We start from the raw sequence: 18,796 nt of genomic DNA, 5'->3' as shown, positions 1-18,796 counted from the left end.
CTGTTGTGCCAAAATTAAATTACCGCGAATCGGATCACGACCAGAGAAGTTGCAGCTTTGATGGTGAAATGACGTGTTCCATAACGATCTGATGGATCGGAAATTGAACCAAGGGGGCCATTTCATGAAAAGCGAATTGGAGCAGCGAGAGGCGCTGGATGCGAAGAATGCGCCTAAAGAACCAACGTCCTTATCGGATGCGGCGGATCGCGGTCAGGATCTTTCCTTCGCGGAGCGATTGACGGCCATCCGTCGTCATTTGCATCGTCATCCGGAATTGTCGGGCGAGGAATGGGAAACGACGGAATCCATCCGGGGCTGGCTGGAGGAACAAGGTATTCGCATTGCCGAGGAATACTCGCTTCGCACCGGACTGGTTGCGGAAATCGGGGAAGGCGAAGGTCCGGTTGTTGCGTTAAGGGCCGACATTGATGCACTGCCGATCCAGGAAGAAACGAAACTGGAGTATGCGTCACAGGTGTCCGGAAAGATGCATGCCTGCGGACATGACGCTCATACGGCCATACTGATCGGCGCTGCCGAATTGTTAAAGCAACGCGAATCGCGGCTGCCGGGCAGGGTTCGCCTTCTGTTCCAGCCTTCGGAAGAAAAAGCGACGGGGGCCAAACAAGTGATTCAAACCGGTGCGCTGCAGGATGTTCAAGCCATCTTCGGGCTGCATAACAAACCTGACTTGCAGGTAGGCAGCGTTGGCATCCGCGAAGGTGCACTCATGGCCGCCGCGGACGGCTTTGTCGTTAAGGTGCAGGGCAAAGGAAGCCACGCGGCCGTACCTGAGGCAGGCATTGATCCGATCGTGGTGGCATCCCATATCGTCACGGCCTTGCAGTCCATCGTGAGCCGAAATGTCGGAGCACAGGAAAGCGCCGTGATCAGCGTGACCAAAATCCATAGCGGCACGGCCTGGAACGTCATTCCGGAGGAAGCGGTGCTCGACGGCACGGTTCGTACGTTTGAAGAGAAGGTGCGGGCACGCATCAGGGAGCGCTTCAACCAGGTGGTGGCTGGCGTAGCCGCGGCATACGGCACCACCGCCACGGTCCGTTGGATTCAGGGACCTCCTGCCGTGGTCAATGACCCTTCGCTTGCAGCCTTGGCGGAACAGACCGCCGCAGCTGTAGGATTGAATGGCGTCAGGCCGCTGCCGTCACCGGCAGGCGAGGATTTTTCTTTTTATCAAAGGGAGGTTCCGGGCCTGTTTCTTTTCTTAGGTACTTCCGGGTCGCACGAATGGCATCATCCTGCTTTTGATTTGGATGAACGGGCGCTGCCGCTGGGGGCTGAACTGCTTGCATCTCTCGCGGAGAACGCACTGAGACAAGCACGGAAAGAACACTTCGGAAATGAAAAATAAATGAAGCAAGGGCTGGCACATTGGTGTCAGTCTTTTTTTGTATGTACAACATAGATTGAATTACATATAATGATAGAAAATGTGACAGGGAAATAAAGGAATTCTCCGATAGTGTGAAAATTACTGTCTTAATAGCGTTGATTGCGGTTTTAAGAGAAGCAGAAGGAAGGATTGACCATTCATTGAAAAACAAAAAGCGAGTGTTGTGTAAAAAATGGTTGTTATTGACGCTAAAGGTGCTTGCCTCGGCAATGATATTGTCTTCATGCAGCGCAAAGGCAGGTGGCGGGTCTGGTGAAGGAACCTCTACGGGCTCCGCCTCCCAAAGCGAATCGGTGGTAAAAAAGGTGACCTTGCTGTTCCATTTTAGAAGCAGTACGCTTGACCCTTCCAATGACCTCGTGGCGGTACGGGCAGGAATTACGGAAACCCTTGTCAGGTTAGACGAGAATCTGGCCGTACAGCCTTGGCTTGCCACCCGTTGGGAAGCACAGGGAGATGATACATGGATCTTTGAGATCAGGAATGGCGTGACTTTCCAAGATGGTGCTCCGCTCAATGCGGCGGCGGTCCAAGCTTCGCTGGAGCGTGCCGTTAGCGTGAATGGGGCATTGAAAAATGCACTCGATATCAAAAGCATGCAGGCTCAAGGGCAGCAGTTGACCATTGTGACCAACAAACCGAATCCTGCCCTCGTATCGGAGCTGATCAACCCTTATGCTTCGATCATTAACGTTGAAGCGGAAAAAGCAATGGGTACGAAAAATTTCAATCTGGCGCCCGTGGGTACGGGCCCCTTTAAGGTAACGAGCTTTTCGCCAGGTATCCAAATTCAATTGGAACGTTATGACGGGTATTGGGATGGCGCTTCCCCGCTGCAGCAGGTCGATTTCAAATTCAACGAGGATGGTAACGTGCGATCATTGGCGCTGCAATCGGGCGAGGTCGACATTGCCACGCAGTTGCCTGCTGAATCCGTGGAACCGATCGAGCAGTCTTCCGATTTGCATGTGGAATCACTTCCGGGATTGCGCGTGCACTTCCTGTTGTTTAACCCGGCGGGGGAGGCAACGAAGGAATTGAAAGTAAGACAAGCTCTGAATTTACTGCTGGATCGCCAAAGCATTGCGAATGACGTCATGTTGGGGTATGCCGCTCCAGCCAACGGTCCGTTTAATGCGAGCCTTCCGTTCGGCAGCACAGATCCCGTTCAACCGGAAAACGTCGAGCAGGCCAAAGCGCTGTTGCAGGAGGCCGGTTATGTGCTCGAGAACGGGAAAATGGTGAAAGACGGACAACCGTTAACGCTGGAATTGTTGACGTACAAGGCACGTCCGGAGCTGCCGCTTATTGCCCAGGTGTTGCAATCTGAAGCGCAGAAAGCCGGTGTAACGATCAACATCCGAACGGTGGAAAATGTAGACACGGCCATCCGTGACAATAACAACTGGGATATCGTGACGTACAGCAATCTGTCCGCGCCTCGCGGCGATGGTGGATATTTCCTTAATTCGGCATTGATGCCCGGCGGGGCACTGAACGCAGCCGATATCGAGATCGATGAGCTGTCGGGCGCGGTTAACACGTTGAATGCCGCAAGCGATATGGACAAGCGAATCCGTCTGACGCAGGAAGCAGTGGAAATTTCCAAGCAGTACATGCCGCATGCTTATATCGTCTATCCGAATATCATCGTGGGTATGAGCGACCGTGTCACAGGTTGGAAACCGGGCGCCGAGGACTACTACTTTATGACGAATAAGATGGACGTGAACTGACGTGTTGAAATGGATAGGGCGACGGCTGACTCAACTGGTCATCGTGTTGTTTGTTTTATCGATTGTCGTTTTTGTGCTGATGAAGCTTGCTCCCGGCGATCCGGTGATGAGTTTGCTGCGAGCGGATGAAATGCAGGCAACCCGGGCACAGGCAGAGGCGCTGCGCGAGGAGCTTGGTTTCAACCGGCCTTTGGCCGTTCAATACTGGAGCTGGATGACGAATGTGATGACGCTTGACTTCGGCGATTCGCTGTTGAAGAACAAACCGGTCCTTGACGAATTGCTGGATCGTTTGCCAGCCACGTTACAGCTTGCGATGGGCGGCATAACCGTGATGGTGCTGATTTCCGTCCCGCTGGGTTTGCTGGCTGCGCGTTTTCCGGGAAGATTGCCTGATCATTTTGGCAAAATGTTTGCTTTGCTGGGGGCATCCATGCCGACGTTCTGGATCGGTCTGATTCTGATCTACCTGTTTTCAACCAAAATGCACTGGCTGCCCACGATGGGCAAGGGCGAATTTAAACATCTGGTGCTGCCATCCATTACGCTTGGTTTCGGTCTGGCGGCGGTCCACACACAGTTGCTCAAAACCGGCATGCTTGAAAGCTTGTCCACGGAATACGTCCGTTCTGCAAGGGCGCGAGGCATCGGCGAATTCAAAATCGTCCTGCAATATGCGCTGCGTGCGGCGTGTATCCCGGTGCTGACGGTGTTTGGCATGACCTTTGGCAGTTTGATTGCCGGCTCGGTCGTTGTTGAAACGCTGTTCTCCTGGCCCGGATTGGGCAGCATGGCGGTGGAGGCTATTTTCCAGCGGGATTATCCGCTCATACAGGGATATCTCATGATGACAGGTGCGTTTACCATTTTGGTGAATCTGCTCGTAGACCTGCTCTATGGCTGGATCGACCCGAGAATTCGTTTGCGCAAAGGGGGAGTCTCCTCGTGAGAATGGCTACAGCTCGTGGGAAGAGCTCTCTGAGTTCTGGCAAATCTCCTTCTTTCAAAAGGTTGCTGCGCAGACCAGGCATCGTGGCTGGTTTGTCCATACTTGCGTTGATGGTATTGCTGATTGTGCTCGGACCGTTGTTTGTTCGGAATGATCCCGATCTTGTCAATATGGCGATCAGACTGCAGGGGCCGAGCCTGGCATATCCGCTCGGTACGGATCAGCTGGGCAGATGCTTGTTTTCCCGCTTGGTAGAGGGTGCGGGTTCGACTCTTGGCATTTCGTCGATGGTCATCGTTATGGTCATGTTGATCGGCATTCCGCTGGGTTTGCTTTCAGGATATATTGGCGGCAAGGTGGATACGTTCCTTATGCGCATTGTGGATGGGCTTAGCGTGCTGCCTGATTTTCTGTTGGTCATTGCCATCTCCGGCTTTTTGGGGCCAAGCAGGGAAAACATGGTGGTGTCCATCGTATTGATCAACTGGCTTGGATATGCACGCATTGTACGTGGGATCGTGCTGTCCGAGCGGGAAAAAGACTACATTACGGCGGCTGAGATCGCCGGTGGAAACACATGGACCGTCCTGTGGCGACACTTATTGCCCGCGGTTCTCCCTCCGGTGCTCGTCTATGCCGCACTCGATATCGGCAAAACGATTTTGGTCATCTCGTCCCTGTCCTATCTTGGACTGGGGGCACAGCCGCCCTCCCCTGAATGGGGAGCGATGCTGAACGATGGCCGGCCGTTTTTCCAAACCCAACCGGAACTTATGATTTATCCCGGAGTGGCCATTATGCTGGTGGTCATTGCTTTTAATTTGATCGGGGAAGGTCTGAGAGATGGGTTGGACGTTCGTGGCAAACAAGGATGACTTTGATCATGAATTGGTTAAGTTGAGGTGATACTCATGGATTCAGGCACGGTGCCCATTTTAAGCGTACGGAATCTATCCGTTCGTTCGGCTGACGGGGGGCGGATGATCCTGAAGGACTTTTCTTTTGACATTCGTTCCGGAGAAATATTGGCGCTGGTTGGCGAGAGCGGAAGCGGAAAGAGCATGACGGCCAATGCCATTATTGGTCTGATGCCGCCGGGAATAAAGGTCGTTCAGGGACAACTGATTTTCCAGGGGCAGGACCTGTTGCAGCAGCACGGTAAACAGCGCAGAAAACTGGCGGGCCGATCCATCGGTTGCGTATTCCAGGATTATCGGGGCAGCTTCGCTCCGTTCAGAACGATCGGAAGCCAGCTGATGGATGCGATTCGTGCTCACCGAGCATTCACGCGCAAAGCATGCAAAAAAATGGTGTTGGAGCATCTGGACAAGGTAGGTCTGCCGGCAGAACGAATCTTTTCCAGTTATTCCTTTCAGCTGAGTGGGGGACAATTGCAGCGTGCAGCGCTTTCGGCGGTGTTGATGCTGGAGCCGGAGCTGCTGATCGCGGATGAACCAACGACGGCATTGGATGTCATTAGCGGAGAGACCGTGCTTGATCTGATGCAGGACATTCAAGGGCAGACAGGATGCGCCATTTTGCTCATTTCCCATGATTTGCAGATGGTCCTTAAACGTGCCAACCATGTAACCGTAATGAAGGAGGGGCAGATCGTTGAACAGAAAACGGCATCGGATATTCGCATGAAAGCGAAGCATCCATATACGCTGAAACTGTTGGAAAGCTGCCCAAAAATGCCGGTAAAGGATGATGTGGAGGATGATAAGTCCGCTGGTGATGCTGAGGAGCAGGGGCGTGGAGAAACCATAGAAAGTTCGGATCGGGAGTTGGTGAAGCATGGTTAGCTCTGTTCGTTTAGGTGAGCGCTTAGCGGTTCAGGATTTTTCACGACCTGTATTGGCCGAGCTTCGGGGCGTGTGCAAAAGCTACCGCCATGCCGGACACTTGGTGACAGCACTGCAGGATGTTTCTTTGCAGATTAGGCAGGGCGAGTGTTTGGGGATTGTTGGCGAGAGCGGCAGCGGCAAAAGCACGATTGGGCGCATCCTGCTCTGTCTGGAACGTCCGGATGCAGGCGAGGTCGTCTTTGGTGGCACATCTTTGGTTGGTTTGAAAGGAAAAGCGCTTCGACAAATGCGTAAAAATATGCAAGTAGTGTTTCAAGATCCCTCATCGTCGTTAAGCCCGCGGCTTCCCGCATGGCGTTCGGTCATGGAGCCGCTGGACAACTTTCCGGAGATCGTTCCACCGTTTTTGAGCGAAGTTCGGGGTTCACGCCGGGCATGTGCCGAGAAACTGTTCGATATGGTCGGGCTTTCACCGGAGTATCTGGACCGTTACCCGCATGAACTGAGCGGCGGACAGAAGCAGCGGGTGGCGATTGCGCGCGGCATTGCGCTGAATCCCCGACTGCTGATCTGCGATGAACCGACGTCCAGCTTGGACGTGACGGTACAGGCCGAAATTTTGCGTATGCTGAAGGGGCTCGGCCGGGAACTGGGCATCAGTTGCCTGTTTATATCGCATGACATTGCTTCGGTAGCCTCCATTAGCCATCGCATCTTGGTCATGAAGAAAGGGCGACGTGTTGACCTGTTTGAAACTGAACGAATTTATGATGCAGAACGCCATGATTATACCCGCCTACTTGTCTCCAAAGTCAAATGATTGTATCGTTGGGTGAAGCCGGGGATGAGAAGCTCTCGGTTTCATCAAGATGGGATAGGGATTTGAAAGAGAGAAAGTAGGGCGTACTGTTGAATAAAGTTGCACAGAAATCTGGAAAACTGACTCCGGGTTCCTTATCGTTTATCCGGTTTTATATATTGGCTTTTTTGTTTTTTGCCGCCAATTCGGCATTGACGATCATCCTTCCGCTCCGCAGCGAGGCGGCCGGCTTGAGCCAGTCCGAAATCGGTCTGATGATGGGCGCGTACATGTTCACTTGCATGCTGCTGCGTCCTTTCGCAGCCCAGCTTCTTGGACGCTGCGGGCCGCTTCGCGTTATGAAGGGGCTGCTTGTTTTGCATGCAGCGACGCTGCTGTTGTTCATGGTGGGCGGCGTGGGGAGTTACCTGTGGCTGCGGGCGTTGCAGGGCGTGGCTACGGCCTTTTTCTCGATGACGATGCAGGCGGGAATCGTGGAGAGGCTGGAGGACAAGGATCGGGCGCAAGGACTGTCAATGTACACGTTGTTTACGATGGTTCCTTCGCTGGTCATTCCCGTGCTGGCGATCCAAATCTGGGAACAAGCTAGCGGCTTCTGGTTTGTGCTGATGCTTGCTGCTCTGGCCGGATTACCGCTATTGTTCGGATTTCGTCTGGATTTGCCGGAGAGCACGGTGCAAAACAAATCGTATACGCTAACGGATATGTTCCGTTCCCTTGGCGGCGTTTGGAAGAGCACTCCTTTGCTGGTGAGCACGGTGGTCATGCTGTTTGCTTCGTGCGTGTTTGGCGCGACTGCGACTTTTTTGCCTTTGTACATGGTAGCAAACGATGGAGCCAGTGCAGGGTTGTTCTTGGCCTTACAGGGGCTGGTGGTGATCGTTTGCCGCTTCGTGCTGCGTAAAAAAATCCCTTCGGACGGCAGTTGGAATACGTGGCTGATGGCCGGATTGTTGCTGTCTGCGGCGCTGGGCACCCAGCTGCTCTCGATGATGGAAATGATCGGCCCGCTGGTTTATTTGTCTGCGGTGTGCAGCGGGTTTGCGGTGGCGCTGCTTTATCCGACGCTCACGACGTTTTTGTCATTTGTGCTTCCGGCAGAATCAAGATACGTGCTTATGGGCATTTTCATGTCCTCGTACGATCTTGGATTCTCATTAGGCGGGCTTGTTATGGGAGTGATTGTGCAGGCTGCGTCATATTCCGCGATGTTTATGATTTGTACGTTGCTGTCGGTGTTGGCAGTGATTCCGGTTATCGTTTGCAGGAAGCGGATGGAGGCGGCGAAAGCGTCGTTTTAATGGGTTGAGTCATTGATACGGGACGATTTAGATGAAATATTTTCCTGTTGCCCTCTGTTCAAAGACCGAGAAATCGGTTATGCTTGATTGCAAGCATGAAATATGATCGACGACGACCTTAAAGCATAAGGCTATGAATCTGCGGATTCGTGGCCTTTTTTTTGTTGTTTGACAGGAGGTGAGGTAGGTCTTTGGGAGGAGGGAATGCGTTTTTAGTCGGATGGAATTAATGAAAAATAATCCCAATCTCCCATGTTGCATGGTAGAATATAGGTGATTCTGACAAAATTAGATTTTTCGAATGGTGAGGACAGCGTGGTGGAGTAAGTGGAGCAAGGGAGTATGTCTGCTTTCAGGTACATAGGAACATGCGGCAATATAGAAAACCAGGCTGAGGGTAGACGAGGAAGTAAAGCATGGAGTTAGAAAAAATGGGTCAAGACGCTTCGGGTATCGATTCGAAAAATTCAATTGAAGGAGAGTGCATGTCATGAAAAAGAGGTTATTTTCCGGATTGATGGCATTATCTTTGTTAGCTGGCGTTATGGGAACGGGTGGGTCCTCTTCGGAGGCTGCTTCCTCGGTAAAATTTAAAGATGTGCCGGCAACGCATTGGGCATCGGAAGCCATTAATGCTGCAGTGGAACAGGGATATTTAAAAGGATACACCGATGGAACGTTTAAACCCGGTTCGCCTGTAACGAAGGCAGAAATGGCAAGCATTTTGGGAAGGCTGAGCGACCAGCCGAACTCGGCAATCCATCAAACCAATACATTTACAGACATTCCCGCATGGGCGAAAGACGGGGTGGACTTGGCTATTCAAAAAGGGTTCATTGATCCATCCGATTACAAAGGAAAACTGGATGCCGGTGCTTCCCTTAAAAGAGGGGAAATGGCAGTTTGGCTTACTCAAGGTTTGGCAACTGTTGATGCCGATTACAAGCAAGCGCTGTCTGACGTTACCAATACCGTTGTACCAGCTAAAGAATATTTTACAGGTAAACTCGCGGCTTCCGAAAAAAATGCGGTGGCAGTAGCGATGGGCACGGGGCTGATGAGCGTTGCGAATGATAAAATGTTCGGAACTGATCGCACAACCACACGCGCTGAGGTAGCGGTCCTCATTGAACGCTATTCTTCGGTGGCAAAGGCGAAACCGTCCGATTTTAAAGGTTTGAATGAGTTGCGCCAGGTAGGTTTAACGGGGACGAACTTGAGTATTATTGCGCCGTCGTATAAGAAAACGCCAGAGAGTAAGGTCTCCCCGACTGTTGATTATAGTATGGTAACGGATGATTTTTCAAAAGTGCGGAATAAAGAGATTGTTACCCGAACCAATTATGCGGATCTTAAAATTAGAAATTGGATCGTCGTGAGTCCTTATGCCAAAGAGGATGATCGGAGTATTTACTATCCTGTATTTGTGGACGAGGGTGTAATTACTACTTTACGAGGATCATATCACTCTTTTACTGAGTTTGAGCTCAGTATTCCCAACACTATTACACACCTACAAGCAGGGGGCTTAATTCAATCTCCAACATTTAATGCCCTACTGTCTCCTACATCCAAGTCTTTTGCAGCATATGGTGCTCCGAAGGTCAACGACTATATTAATAATAAAAGAGCTTTCTCAGATAAAGAGCCTGTTTATTGGGGGGCAGGACTATTGCATTTTGATAAAACTTTAACGACTCAAGTGAGACTTGAAACGAAAGAAGGTACTGAATTTAATGTCTCAATATATTGATGTCTTGGGGGGCTTGGTGTGTATTCGAATCTAAAGAAAGTAGCTTTTGTTCTATCAATAGTATCAATAGTAAACTTCTTTTATTTCCCTAATTCTTATGTAATAGCAGGAGGTGGACCAGGAGTCAAGCCGCCATTGGTAGCCCCTTATTTTGAGCCCTCAACACCTGCAAAATCACAAAAAAAAGTGAGTGAAGTTGAGGGGAAGGGAACTAGTAATATTGGTATCTACATTTACCAAATTGACGATCTACGTTGGAAGGTAGATGGTGAGTGTAATAGGGAAGCGCTCTTACAAAATGATCCCGACACTAATAAGCCGAAGTCATCTATAGTTTGTGTTAACTTGCCGTTGGATGCACCCAAATACAAACCAACAGACTACAAAGATAGCTTAGGTCAGTCACATCCAGATTCTGAGTTTACAATCCAGTCTGTGAAACCGATGTATATGGATAATACGGATCACTATGTTGTAGGTCTTCCTATTCTATTAGATGTAGATTCTTTTGATGGAGATTGGGTTAAATTCCGAATGCAAATAGGTGGAGCCATAGAGCCGTTTGATTACAGGCCTTATAATTCTCCTAAATACTCTGCAGATTACGTCTTCAACACTGACATTTACTGGAGAGCAAGAGCCGAGGTCACCAAAGAAATAAACCTTACTAATGGTGGGTCTCTTAACAAGAATGATACAAAACAACTGAATGCAACAGTAAAGACCAAAACCGGCGATGGCAGTTTTGGCCCAGAAACGAATGTAAACAGTGGAAATGGAGATATCACATGGACTTCCTCCAATCCAACTGTGGCTACTGTTAGCAGTTCAGGGGTTGTTCATGCCTTAACCGAAGGAACGACGACGATTACGGTATTATGGGTAAAAGATGGCTATCATTTGACAACCTCAACAAATATTGTGGTCGGACAAGGTACTGATGATGGAGGTGGCAATCCAGGCGGGGGCGACGTGGTGTGTGCTCCCACCATCGGTCCGCCTTCTGCGGGCACAACGATGATCATGAGCGATCTCGATCCCAATGCGACGGGAGTCATTCGCGCGGACCAGCGGGATGCTGAGAAATTTGATGTGACGAAGGGAATCCCGACCTCGGAATCGCTCTATACCAATGCGTTGACGGATAATTACCTGTTTAAGCAAGCCTGGGCAAAAATGAGCGGAAAAGTGACCTACAATTGCAGTGGTTCCATTACGTATGAGAGAGAATGGACGGTTCCAGGTCCGGAAGTATGTGATGAAGAGGGCAACTGTACGGATGGAGATCCTGTACCGGAGCGGGACACCGTTACGAAATCGTACCAATTTCAAATGACCCGCGACTACTCGTACTGGAAAATCAACAATCTGGAAGTGTACAAGCTCGCCAAAGCAACGATGAGCAATTATGCGCTGCCTGGCGGCACGGTCACGATGATGCCAGCGGGGTACACCGCACCAACGCTGGAATCGAGACATGAAGAAGCCGTCGATCGCCACGTGCGTCCTGGGCAAACGGCAGCGATATCGTATACACCGCCCAAATTAACCGGGGGGCTCAACGCTCCACCTGATGTTCGTGATGACACCGAACTGCTTAGGGGGATGGCCGAGACCAATACACCGCAAAGCAAAGTGAATAACGATCTGGTCAAGTTTAACAACCAGACGATCATGGACGGGGCCGAATATACGAAAGATGGACCGAACCCATCGAATATTCCGAATCCAACAAAGGTTGGGCGGGATGTACTATACAAACCTGGAAACATGATCAGCAGCACGCTGCTGAACAGAGAAAACACGGGCAGTTCCGGAAACGTTTCTTATGAATTGCTTCCAGGCAATGTGAGTGGAGGGGCCAATCAAGAGCATCCGATTCAGGGGATTAATACGGTAACGGTGCATACACCGACCGTTATGTATTCCGATGCTTCCGATGACCGGGAGCACAATCAGAGAACGACGCCGGATTATGCGCGCAGAGCTTTTATTCTGGACCGACCTTTTACCGTATCGCTGCCCACCAATGGACAGCATCGCAATATTCCCGGCTACGGGGACAGAGATTATGCAAAGTATATCAAGCGCAAACAGGTGTTATTCCCGTTTGACGTGTATACGGCGAATAAAGTCACGTTTTATCCGGCAAATACGTGGATCGATATTCCGGTTTCACAGACGGAGACCACCTTTTATTTGCCGACCTGGGTGGATGAGGGGGATTATTCGGTTTCTTATCGCTCATTTGCAGAGAACTCGCCCGAATCAGGCTTTACTTACGAGGATCAGGCAAACTTGAACTTGGCAAAACATGTCGCCGTGAACACCGTTCCTGTGCAAGTCATAGGGCGCGTGTATGATTTTAAAATAACGGATATTGCCGATTACCATTGGGAAAATGTATTTCGAAAACAAATCGGACGTCCTGAAACAACGGGAAATAACTATTGGGTGGGTCCCTTCGGTATTGATGGCGATCCGCGTGGGAACCTGACGCCTTATATGCTGCCAATCCGTCCAGGGAGTCATCCGGTGCAGGGCTTTGGCAACGTAGCGGTAAAAACGGGTTACCTTTTCCGGTTCGACTTGAAAACCAAAGGCAACATGTTTGGAGGGCAGGATGGCATCCGAATCACGCCGAGCTTCTACGTGGTGAGCCGGGACGGCAAGTCGAGGCAAGAGGTGGACTTGTATTACCATCGCGGGCAGGAGCGTTTAATTCGGATCGGCTCCGAACAGGACCTGGAGAAACGGTACGTCGTGCTTAACGAACGGCTGCGCAATGTCCCCGGAACCGAGCTTGGGGATACGGCCCGCTATCGATATGCCAACGAACTCACGGCCGAGGAACGAGGGCGGCGGACGTTGGCCGAGTATATGGTCCAGCAAACCGAACAAGAATCGCGGCGAAAGACGTGGGTCGGCCGTTACGACTGGATGATACTGCCTGACACCATCCGGACGTTGATCGGGCCCAAGACAGATCTGCCAGCCAGCGTAAATGCCGACCGGGCCTTAGCCTCTGTCCAGCGTTGGTATGGAGAGTACAGCCTGCCGGCCGATGTATATGCCGTTCCCAAAGGCACCGATCTGGAGGCCGTTGCGAGACAGCAGTCATTGGATGAAAAGTCGCCCGTGTTTCTGCGAGACGGGTATATCGTGGTTAATTTTAATATCGAGACATTGCGTAACGGCAATGTGAACGAGCCTTATCTGCAATATATCCACGCTCCGCTGATGAATCAGTGGAAGTTGGAGGGTTTTGATACACGCCCTTTGAACGGCCAAGGAAACACATGGCCTTTGATGGATGGGGATGTGGTCTTTTACGATGCGGGTCGATCCAGCCGGGACGATTTTCAGTCACAGGTACCGCATTAAAGATGTAGCGTGGTAGGAAAAGTGAGCCAAAGAGCCATGAATCGGCAGATTCATGGCTCTTCTCACAATATTTTTATGGAATGTTGCCCGCACGTTTACATGAAAAAGGGATTTGACATCTTAAAGCAAGCAGAGTATAGTCATTGTTGTTAATCGTAATAATTACTATTAAACAAAAAAAGATAAAACAATTCATTACTCGTTTCAAAAGGAGAAGAATTTCATGGTACAAAAACAAGTCCCGGTAACGGTTCTTAGCGGTTACCTCGGATCAGGCAAAACAACGGTCCTCAATCATGTGTTGCATAATCGGCAAGGGCTTAAAGTAGCCGTCATCGTCAACGACATGAGCGAGGTCAATATCGATGCGGCGCTGGTAAAGGGAGAAGCAGCCTTGTCCCGTACGGAAGAAAAGCTGGTTGAGCTGTCGAACGGCTGCATCTGCTGCACCCTGCGCAACGATTTGATGCAGGAGATCGAAAAGTTGGTCAATGAGGGTGATTTCGATTATATCCTGATTGAGTCGACCGGGATTAGCGAACCGGTACCTGTGGCGCAGACGTTCACTTATGCGGATGAGGAAACCGGCATCGACCTGACAGGGCTGGCGCGACTGGACTGTCTGGTGACGGTAGTGGATGCCCACCGTTTCTGGCATGACTTTGCCTCGGGCGAAAGCTTGCTGGACCGGGATCAAGCAACGGATGAAGGCGATACCCGCGATGTGGTGGATCTGCTGATCGATCAGATCGAGACTTGCGATGTACTTCTGCTAAACAAATGTGATCTGGTGGACGAGGCCGAATTGCTGAAGCTGGAACATGTTATCCGCAAATTGCAGCCCAATGCCAAATTGATCCGTACCGTGAAGGGGCAGATCGACCCGTCCGAAATTTTGAATACCGGTTTATTTGATTTTGAAAAAGCAAGCCTGTCGGCCGGTTGGATCCAGGAACTGGCACGGGAATCCCACACGCCGGAAACCGAAGAATACGGCATCAGCTCTTTTGTGTACCGTCGCCGCAAACCGTTCCATCCGGCCCGTTTGGCCGCATTCATGAGCCATTGGCCGGAAGAAGTGGTACGAGCCAAAGGGTTGGTGTGGCTCGCCGCACAGGGAGATCTCGCCGCAAGCCTCAGTCAAGCAGGGCCATCCATTCAATTCGGACCGGCAGGGTACTGGACGGCGGCTTTGCCCGAAGCGGACAGGGAAGCCATTTTGCAAACCGAACCGGAGATCATGGAGCAGTGGCATGCAGAGTGGGGAGACCGCCAAACCGAACTGGTCATGATCGGCATTGAGATGGAACGTGCGCAGATCGAAGAAGAGTTGGATCAATGTTTGTTGAACGACGAAGAAATGCAAGCGGACTGGGCACGGTTTGATAATCCGCTGCCATGGCCGATCGAAGCCGCACAGCCCCTGTTGCAATAAAACCATGCATATAAACTGCAAAAAACATACACACGTCAATGGAGAGGCAGAACCAATCTGGAGAAGCGAAGCGTTCGCCAAAAGCTTTCTGAAAGAAAGCTGCATCGGAAGCATAGGCTTATCACCGGACTTTCTCCTTAAAAAAGGGGAAACAAAAAATCTGGGAATAACAGGCGATCGGAAAAAGGTACTGCACTCGCAGTGGCCTTGTGTGATTGATAGTGCGGTTTAAATATAACAGAAAGGAATGTACAACCATGGCCAAAAAATCGAAAATCGTCCGTGAACAAAAACGACAGGCAACCGTTGCCAAATACGCTGAACTCCGCCGGGAGCTGAAGGAAAAAGGAGATTATGAAGCACTGCAAAAATTGCCCCGCAACGCTTCTCCGACCCGGTTGAAAAACCGCTGCGAGCTGACCGGCAGACCGAGAGGATATCTGCGCAAATTCAAAGTATCCCGGATTGCGTTTCGCGAGCTTGCCCACAAAGGGCAAATTCCCGGGGTAACCAAATCGAGCTGGTGAGGCCATGTTTTGTTAAAGCCTGTTCATGTATGAAACGGGCAGCGAGGAACGTGCGATGAGATGAAGCATATGTTGCAACCTAAAAACGATCATGAATCGTTAAAATTTGGACTGCTGCGGGAGATGAGACCAATCGTGGATGACTTCACCCTCTACAATATCCAGGCACTATTGAACGGGTACATTGACGCCAAAATTCCCGCATCGCTTCGAACGATGGTCAAGCTGACATATGAGCTCAACAATGACGAATTGATTCTGACGGAAGAACGTCCCGTAGACAGGCAGACCCCTTGGGAGAAACAGCATATTGCACGCTTTTGTTGGGAATCGGAGCAGTGGAAGGTGTATGCGCCTGCGGAAGGCGGGTGCACATGGCATACGGTAGATGGAATTGGACCCCAAGCCTGCTTCGAGGATTTGCTTGAACAAGTGGAGCGGGATGAAGCAGGCCTGTTTTGGCGATAACAATAGAGCCCTGCGAATTTGCAATGACGGCGGGAAGACGCTGGATGGCGACAAATGTTACGACATCATGATGCCCGCAAAGAAGAAAACGCCGCGCAGCGAGAAGCTGCAGCGGCGTTTTTTGCATGTTTGGAGGCGAGCAGGGGACCAAACTTCCAGACGGACGGTTCTTGCTCCAATCATCCGAGCCATAGTATGGGTTCGAGATGAAGCATAAGAAAGATCACGTGGCTTCCGTTTGCCTCGCCGCCCTATGCTTCAAATAAAATTTCGCCGGTCCGGGAGACGTCGTAACCTTCAAAGGCCTGAAGTTCCTGCCTGAATTCCGGGGACTGCAGGATGCGGAGCACCGATTCCGTCCAGGCTTCGTTACCTTTCGTGTTGAGCATGACGAGATCGTATCGTTCCCGCACCAATGGGACGAAGTCGACCCCGCTTACGATCCGCGCAGCCTTCTCGATGCCGACTCCGACATCGGCTTCGCCGGAGCTTACTTTGGCCGCTACGCCCATATGGCTGGTTTCTTCCTGGTCGTAGCCCCAGAGGCTGGAGGCGGGGATGCCGTGCAAACGAAGCTGCTCATCGAGCAGCACCCTGGCCCCGGAGCCTTTTTCCCGGTTAGCGAGCCTGAGCCCCTGCTGTTCAAGGTCTGTCCAGTTCCGGAGCCCTCGGGGATTGCCGCGCTGCACGTACAAGCCGGCAGGGCGTGACAATAGGTTTACCACGAAGTAAGACCTGCCGGTCAAAATTTTGCGGATATAAGGCAAGTTGTACTCCCCCGTATCTCCGTCGAGCAAATGGGTGCTGACCAGATCGGATTCTCCCCGATACATCGAGACGAGACCGTCCAGACTGCCCATAAAGGAGCGCAAGGGACGAAGGTTTCCGGTGTGTTTCTCCATATGCCGCATGAGAATGTCCAAGCTAACGTCCTGTCCTGTTATGACAAGATGCCTTGCCGCTCCCGCCCCGGGCAAATGACCCTGCTCCGGGCGGGAAGGGGCAAGTGGCGCCGAAAACGCTAGGTCCCCGGATGCCGCCGCCGCAGGATGGGCAGCAATCTCGGCATGTTCGTGAATGAGCCTCGAAGCGGACGGGGCTGCAGCTCCGGTGTCCTGTCCCCGTTGCCCCGGAGATTGCAGCTGTTTGGCGCGACGTTTATAGGCTTCCAGGTCCGTGGCATCGACACGCATCTGTTTGCCGACGCGGTAGGCGACCAGTTCCCCTTTTTTAATCAGATCGTATACGGTCAATTTGGATATTTTCAACAGCTTGGAGATTTCCTCCGTGGTATAGGACTGCTCCTCTGTCATGGTGAAGCGCCTCCTTCAAAAAGGTACATGTATGTCATCTATGGTTCGTTGCTGCGATTCCGCTTCCGGTTGGGGCGTGTTCAATTTACCGTGCCTCTTGTACTATACCATTCCTGCCGGGCGCGATAAACCAAAAGGGACGCAGCGAGCCATAAAGAAAGCCAAAAATAGGGCAAGTGTGCTTTATGTCACCTTTTCATTTGATCGATCTTATGTATAATGAATTATAATTAATTATAACTAGTTATAACGAAACATAACATTGGGGGAGACCGGATGAAAAAGAAATTGGGTTACATATTGGGAAGCATGACATTGGGATTGGCGTTGGTGCTGAGCGGCTGCGGAGCAAACAGCAATGCTGCAGAATCGGCCACCACGGGTGACCAAGCGGCTTCGACGACGGCAACGACTGGCGATAACGCTTCTGCAGGCAGTACGGAGCCTCAGGAAAAAGTAACATTGACCATCTCGGCGGCGGCAAGTCTTACGGATGCCATGGGCGAGATTGAAGAAGGATTTGAGAGCGAAAATCCAAACATCGATTTAAGCTTTAATTTCGGAGCATCCGGAGCGCTGCAGCAGCAAATTGAACAAGGAGCGCCGGCCGATGTGTTCGTGTCCGCTGCGACCAAAAACATGAACGCACTGGTCGATGAACAGCTGATCGCTTCGGCAGACCAGAAAAACCTGCTGCAAAACGCACTCGTTGCCATCGTGCCCGCAGATAGCCAAAACAACATCGCGAGCGAAAAGGATCTGACATCTGATGCGATCCGTACCGTAGCCATCGGCATTCCGGAAAGCGTGCCTGCAGGTACATATGCCAAGGAAGCCCTGATTTACTCCAAACTGTGGGACCAGTTGGAAAGCAAGCTGGTGCAGGGCAAGGATGTTAGACAGGTGCTGCAATATGTGGAGACAGGCAATGCCGATGCAGGATTCGTGTACAAAACGGATGCTTTGACATCCGACCAGGTAAAGATTGCCTTTGAAGTGGACAAGGCCAGCTATACGCCAGCCAACTACCCGGCAGGTATTATCACAGCTACGAAGCATCGTGCGGAAGCCGAAAAATTCTATGCCTATTTGCAAACGCCCGAGGTGCTGGACGTGTTCACCAAATACGGTTTCGCCATCGCGGAATGAGCGGAACGACCATCGATTGGGGGGCATTCTGGCCTCCCGTTCGCTTATCGTTGCAGGTCGCGTTATTATCCAGCATCGTTGCAGCCGTTGTGGGCATTGCCGTAGCCTGGTTCATGTCCCGCCGTTCGTTTCGGGGCAAAGTGTTGCTGGAGACGGCATTTATGCTCCCTTTGGTGCTGCCGCCAACGGTCGTCGGATTTTTGCTGCTGGTGCTGCTCGGACGCAAAAGCTTGCTCGGACGATGGATTGAAGCGATTTTCTCCGCTCCGGTCATTTTTACCTGGTGGGCTGCGGTCATCGCCTCGGTTGTGGTGGCTTTTCCTTTGGTCTATCAGACGATGAAGTCCGGTTTTGCGGGAATCGACCGCGATCTGGAGGATGCCGGGAGATCTATCGGTGCGAACGAGTGGCAAGTATTTCGATATATCTCGTTGCCACTCGCCGGGAGGGCGCTCATGACGGCCTTTATCCTGGGCTTTGCCCGGGCGCTTGGGGAGTTCGGAGCTACGTTAATGATTGCGGGAAACATTCCGGGCAAAACGCAAACGGTGCCTACCGCGATCTATGTAGCTGTGGATTCGGGAAATCAGCCCATGGCCTGGGCATGGACGGGAGCCGTCATCGTCATTTCGTTTTTAATGCTGTTATGTACGAGGCAGTCTCATCGAGACGGCTCTTGAACTGTGCAGACAGGTCTGAAAGGGTACGTTGTATCGATTCCAAAATAACCCGCACC

The 18,796-nt window shown here is 51.4% G+C and carries 16 protein-coding genes; 15 read left to right on the top strand and 1 reads right to left on the bottom strand.

Translation table 11 applies throughout. The features are described from left to right. Positions 1 to 124 precede the first annotated feature (124 nt). From SNR34_RS25560 to SNR34_RS25500, 13 genes are all read left to right on the top strand, one after another. Positions 125 to 1,375 (top strand): amidohydrolase, encoded by a 1,251-nt coding sequence (locus SNR34_RS25560; RefSeq protein WP_486180483.1) that lies wholly within the window; start codon positions 125 to 127, stop codon positions 1,373 to 1,375. Positions 1,376 to 1,575: 200 nt separating this feature from the next. Next, positions 1,576 to 3,153 carry a nickel ABC transporter substrate-binding protein gene (gene nikA / locus SNR34_RS25555; RefSeq protein ID WP_486180482.1) on the top strand — a complete coding sequence of 526 codons (1,578 nt, stop codon included), beginning with the start codon at positions 1,576 to 1,578 and terminating at the stop codon, positions 3,151 to 3,153. A 1-nt stretch (position 3,154) separates the two neighbouring features. After that, the gene (gene nikB, locus SNR34_RS25550) at positions 3,155 to 4,102 is read left to right on the top strand and encodes a nickel ABC transporter permease (protein WP_236414545.1); all 948 of its coding nucleotides are present in this window, start codon (positions 3,155 to 3,157) and stop codon (positions 4,100 to 4,102) included. Between the two features lie 2 nt (positions 4,103 to 4,104). After that, a complete protein-coding gene (gene nikC / locus SNR34_RS25545) occupies positions 4,105 to 4,977 on the top strand; it encodes a nickel transporter permease (RefSeq protein WP_486182514.1) in 873 nt (290 codons plus the stop codon). Positions 4,978 to 5,013: 36 nt separating this feature from the next. Continuing rightward, positions 5,014 to 5,907 (top strand): ATP-binding cassette domain-containing protein, encoded by an 894-nt coding sequence (locus SNR34_RS25540; RefSeq protein WP_486180481.1) that lies wholly within the window; start codon positions 5,014 to 5,016, stop codon positions 5,905 to 5,907. Next, positions 5,900 to 6,730 carry an ABC transporter ATP-binding protein gene (locus SNR34_RS25535; RefSeq protein WP_486180480.1) on the top strand — a complete coding sequence of 277 codons (831 nt, stop codon included), beginning with the start codon at positions 5,900 to 5,902 and terminating at the stop codon, positions 6,728 to 6,730. Before SNR34_RS25540 ends, SNR34_RS25535 begins: the two co-directional genes overlap by 8 nt. 89 nt (positions 6,731 to 6,819) lie before the next feature. Then, positions 6,820 to 8,031 carry a staphylopine family metallophore export MFS transporter CntE gene (gene cntE / locus SNR34_RS25530; RefSeq protein WP_486180479.1) on the top strand — a complete coding sequence of 404 codons (1,212 nt, stop codon included), beginning with the start codon at positions 6,820 to 6,822 and terminating at the stop codon, positions 8,029 to 8,031. 490 nt (positions 8,032 to 8,521) lie between these two features. Next, positions 8,522 to 9,784, top strand: a complete 1,263-nt coding sequence (locus SNR34_RS25525) for an S-layer homology domain-containing protein (RefSeq protein WP_486180478.1) — start codon at positions 8,522 to 8,524, stop codon at positions 9,782 to 9,784. A gap of 534 nt (positions 9,785 to 10,318) precedes the next feature. Next, complete coding sequence (locus SNR34_RS25520; RefSeq protein WP_486180477.1) at positions 10,319 to 13,168, top strand: DUF5704 domain-containing protein; 2,850 nt, start codon at positions 10,319 to 10,321, stop codon at positions 13,166 to 13,168. Between the two features lie 223 nt (positions 13,169 to 13,391). Beyond that, on the top strand, positions 13,392 to 14,603 hold the full coding sequence (locus tag SNR34_RS25515; protein ID WP_486180476.1) for a GTP-binding protein: 1,212 nt from the start codon (positions 13,392 to 13,394) through the stop codon (positions 14,601 to 14,603). A 257-nt stretch (positions 14,604 to 14,860) separates the two neighbouring features. Further along, on the top strand, positions 14,861 to 15,130 hold the full coding sequence (rpsN, locus tag SNR34_RS25510; RefSeq protein WP_236414536.1) for a 30S ribosomal protein S14: 270 nt from the start codon (positions 14,861 to 14,863) through the stop codon (positions 15,128 to 15,130). Positions 15,131 to 15,199: 69 nt separating this feature from the next. Next, on the top strand, positions 15,200 to 15,598 hold the full coding sequence (locus SNR34_RS25505) for a DUF3024 domain-containing protein (RefSeq protein WP_236414535.1): 399 nt from the start codon (positions 15,200 to 15,202) through the stop codon (positions 15,596 to 15,598). Next, a complete protein-coding gene (locus SNR34_RS25500; protein ID WP_343261689.1) occupies positions 15,555 to 15,815 on the top strand; it encodes a hypothetical protein in 261 nt (86 codons plus the stop codon). The genes SNR34_RS25505 and SNR34_RS25500 overlap by 44 nt, the downstream gene beginning before the upstream one ends. Positions 15,816 to 15,849: 34 nt before the next feature. Here SNR34_RS25500 and SNR34_RS25495 read toward each other — a convergent pair whose 3' ends face one another. Continuing rightward, entirely contained in the window at positions 15,850 to 16,911 is a 1,062-nt protein-coding gene (locus tag SNR34_RS25495) for a substrate-binding domain-containing protein (protein WP_486180475.1), read from the bottom strand. Between the two features lie 276 nt (positions 16,912 to 17,187). Here SNR34_RS25495 and modA point away from each other — a divergent pair, with 276 nt between their 5' ends. Next, entirely contained in the window at positions 17,188 to 18,060 is an 873-nt protein-coding gene (gene modA, locus SNR34_RS25490; protein ID WP_486180474.1) for a molybdate ABC transporter substrate-binding protein, read from the top strand. Next, positions 18,057 to 18,740, top strand: a complete 684-nt coding sequence (gene modB / locus SNR34_RS25485; RefSeq protein ID WP_486180473.1) for a molybdate ABC transporter permease subunit — start codon at positions 18,057 to 18,059, stop codon at positions 18,738 to 18,740. Before modA ends, modB begins: the two co-directional genes overlap by 4 nt. Positions 18,741 to 18,796 lie beyond the last annotated feature (56 nt).

Source organism: Paenibacillus sp. XP01, from assembly GCF_057364885.1.
The sequence above is the reverse complement of the archived record's forward strand: the minus strand, read 5'-3'. Positions and strand labels throughout refer to the sequence as shown.

Coding starts and splice junctions, on each gene's coding strand:
- SNR34_RS25560 (WP_486180483.1), top strand. CDS start 125: ATGAAAAGCGAATTGGAGCAGCGAGAGGCGCTGGATGCGAAGAATGCG.
- nikC (WP_486182514.1), top strand. CDS start 4,105: ATGGCTACAGCTCGTGGGAAGAGCTCTCTGAGTTCTGGCAAATCTCCT.
- SNR34_RS25540 (WP_486180481.1), top strand. CDS start 5,014: ATGGATTCAGGCACGGTGCCCATTTTAAGCGTACGGAATCTATCCGTT.
- SNR34_RS25535 (WP_486180480.1), top strand. CDS start 5,900: ATGGTTAGCTCTGTTCGTTTAGGTGAGCGCTTAGCGGTTCAGGATTTT.
- SNR34_RS25525 (WP_486180478.1), top strand. CDS start 8,522: ATGAAAAAGAGGTTATTTTCCGGATTGATGGCATTATCTTTGTTAGCT.
- SNR34_RS25520 (WP_486180477.1), top strand. CDS start 10,319: ATGCAAATAGGTGGAGCCATAGAGCCGTTTGATTACAGGCCTTATAAT.
- SNR34_RS25515 (WP_486180476.1), top strand. CDS start 13,392: ATGGTACAAAAACAAGTCCCGGTAACGGTTCTTAGCGGTTACCTCGGA.
- rpsN (WP_236414536.1), top strand. CDS start 14,861: ATGGCCAAAAAATCGAAAATCGTCCGTGAACAAAAACGACAGGCAACC.
- SNR34_RS25505 (WP_236414535.1), top strand. CDS start 15,200: ATGTTGCAACCTAAAAACGATCATGAATCGTTAAAATTTGGACTGCTG.
- SNR34_RS25495 (WP_486180475.1), bottom strand. CDS start 16,911: ATGACAGAGGAGCAGTCCTATACCACGGAGGAAATCTCCAAGCTGTTG.
- modA (WP_486180474.1), top strand. CDS start 17,188: ATGAAAAAGAAATTGGGTTACATATTGGGAAGCATGACATTGGGATTG.
- modB (WP_486180473.1), top strand. CDS start 18,057: ATGAGCGGAACGACCATCGATTGGGGGGCATTCTGGCCTCCCGTTCGC.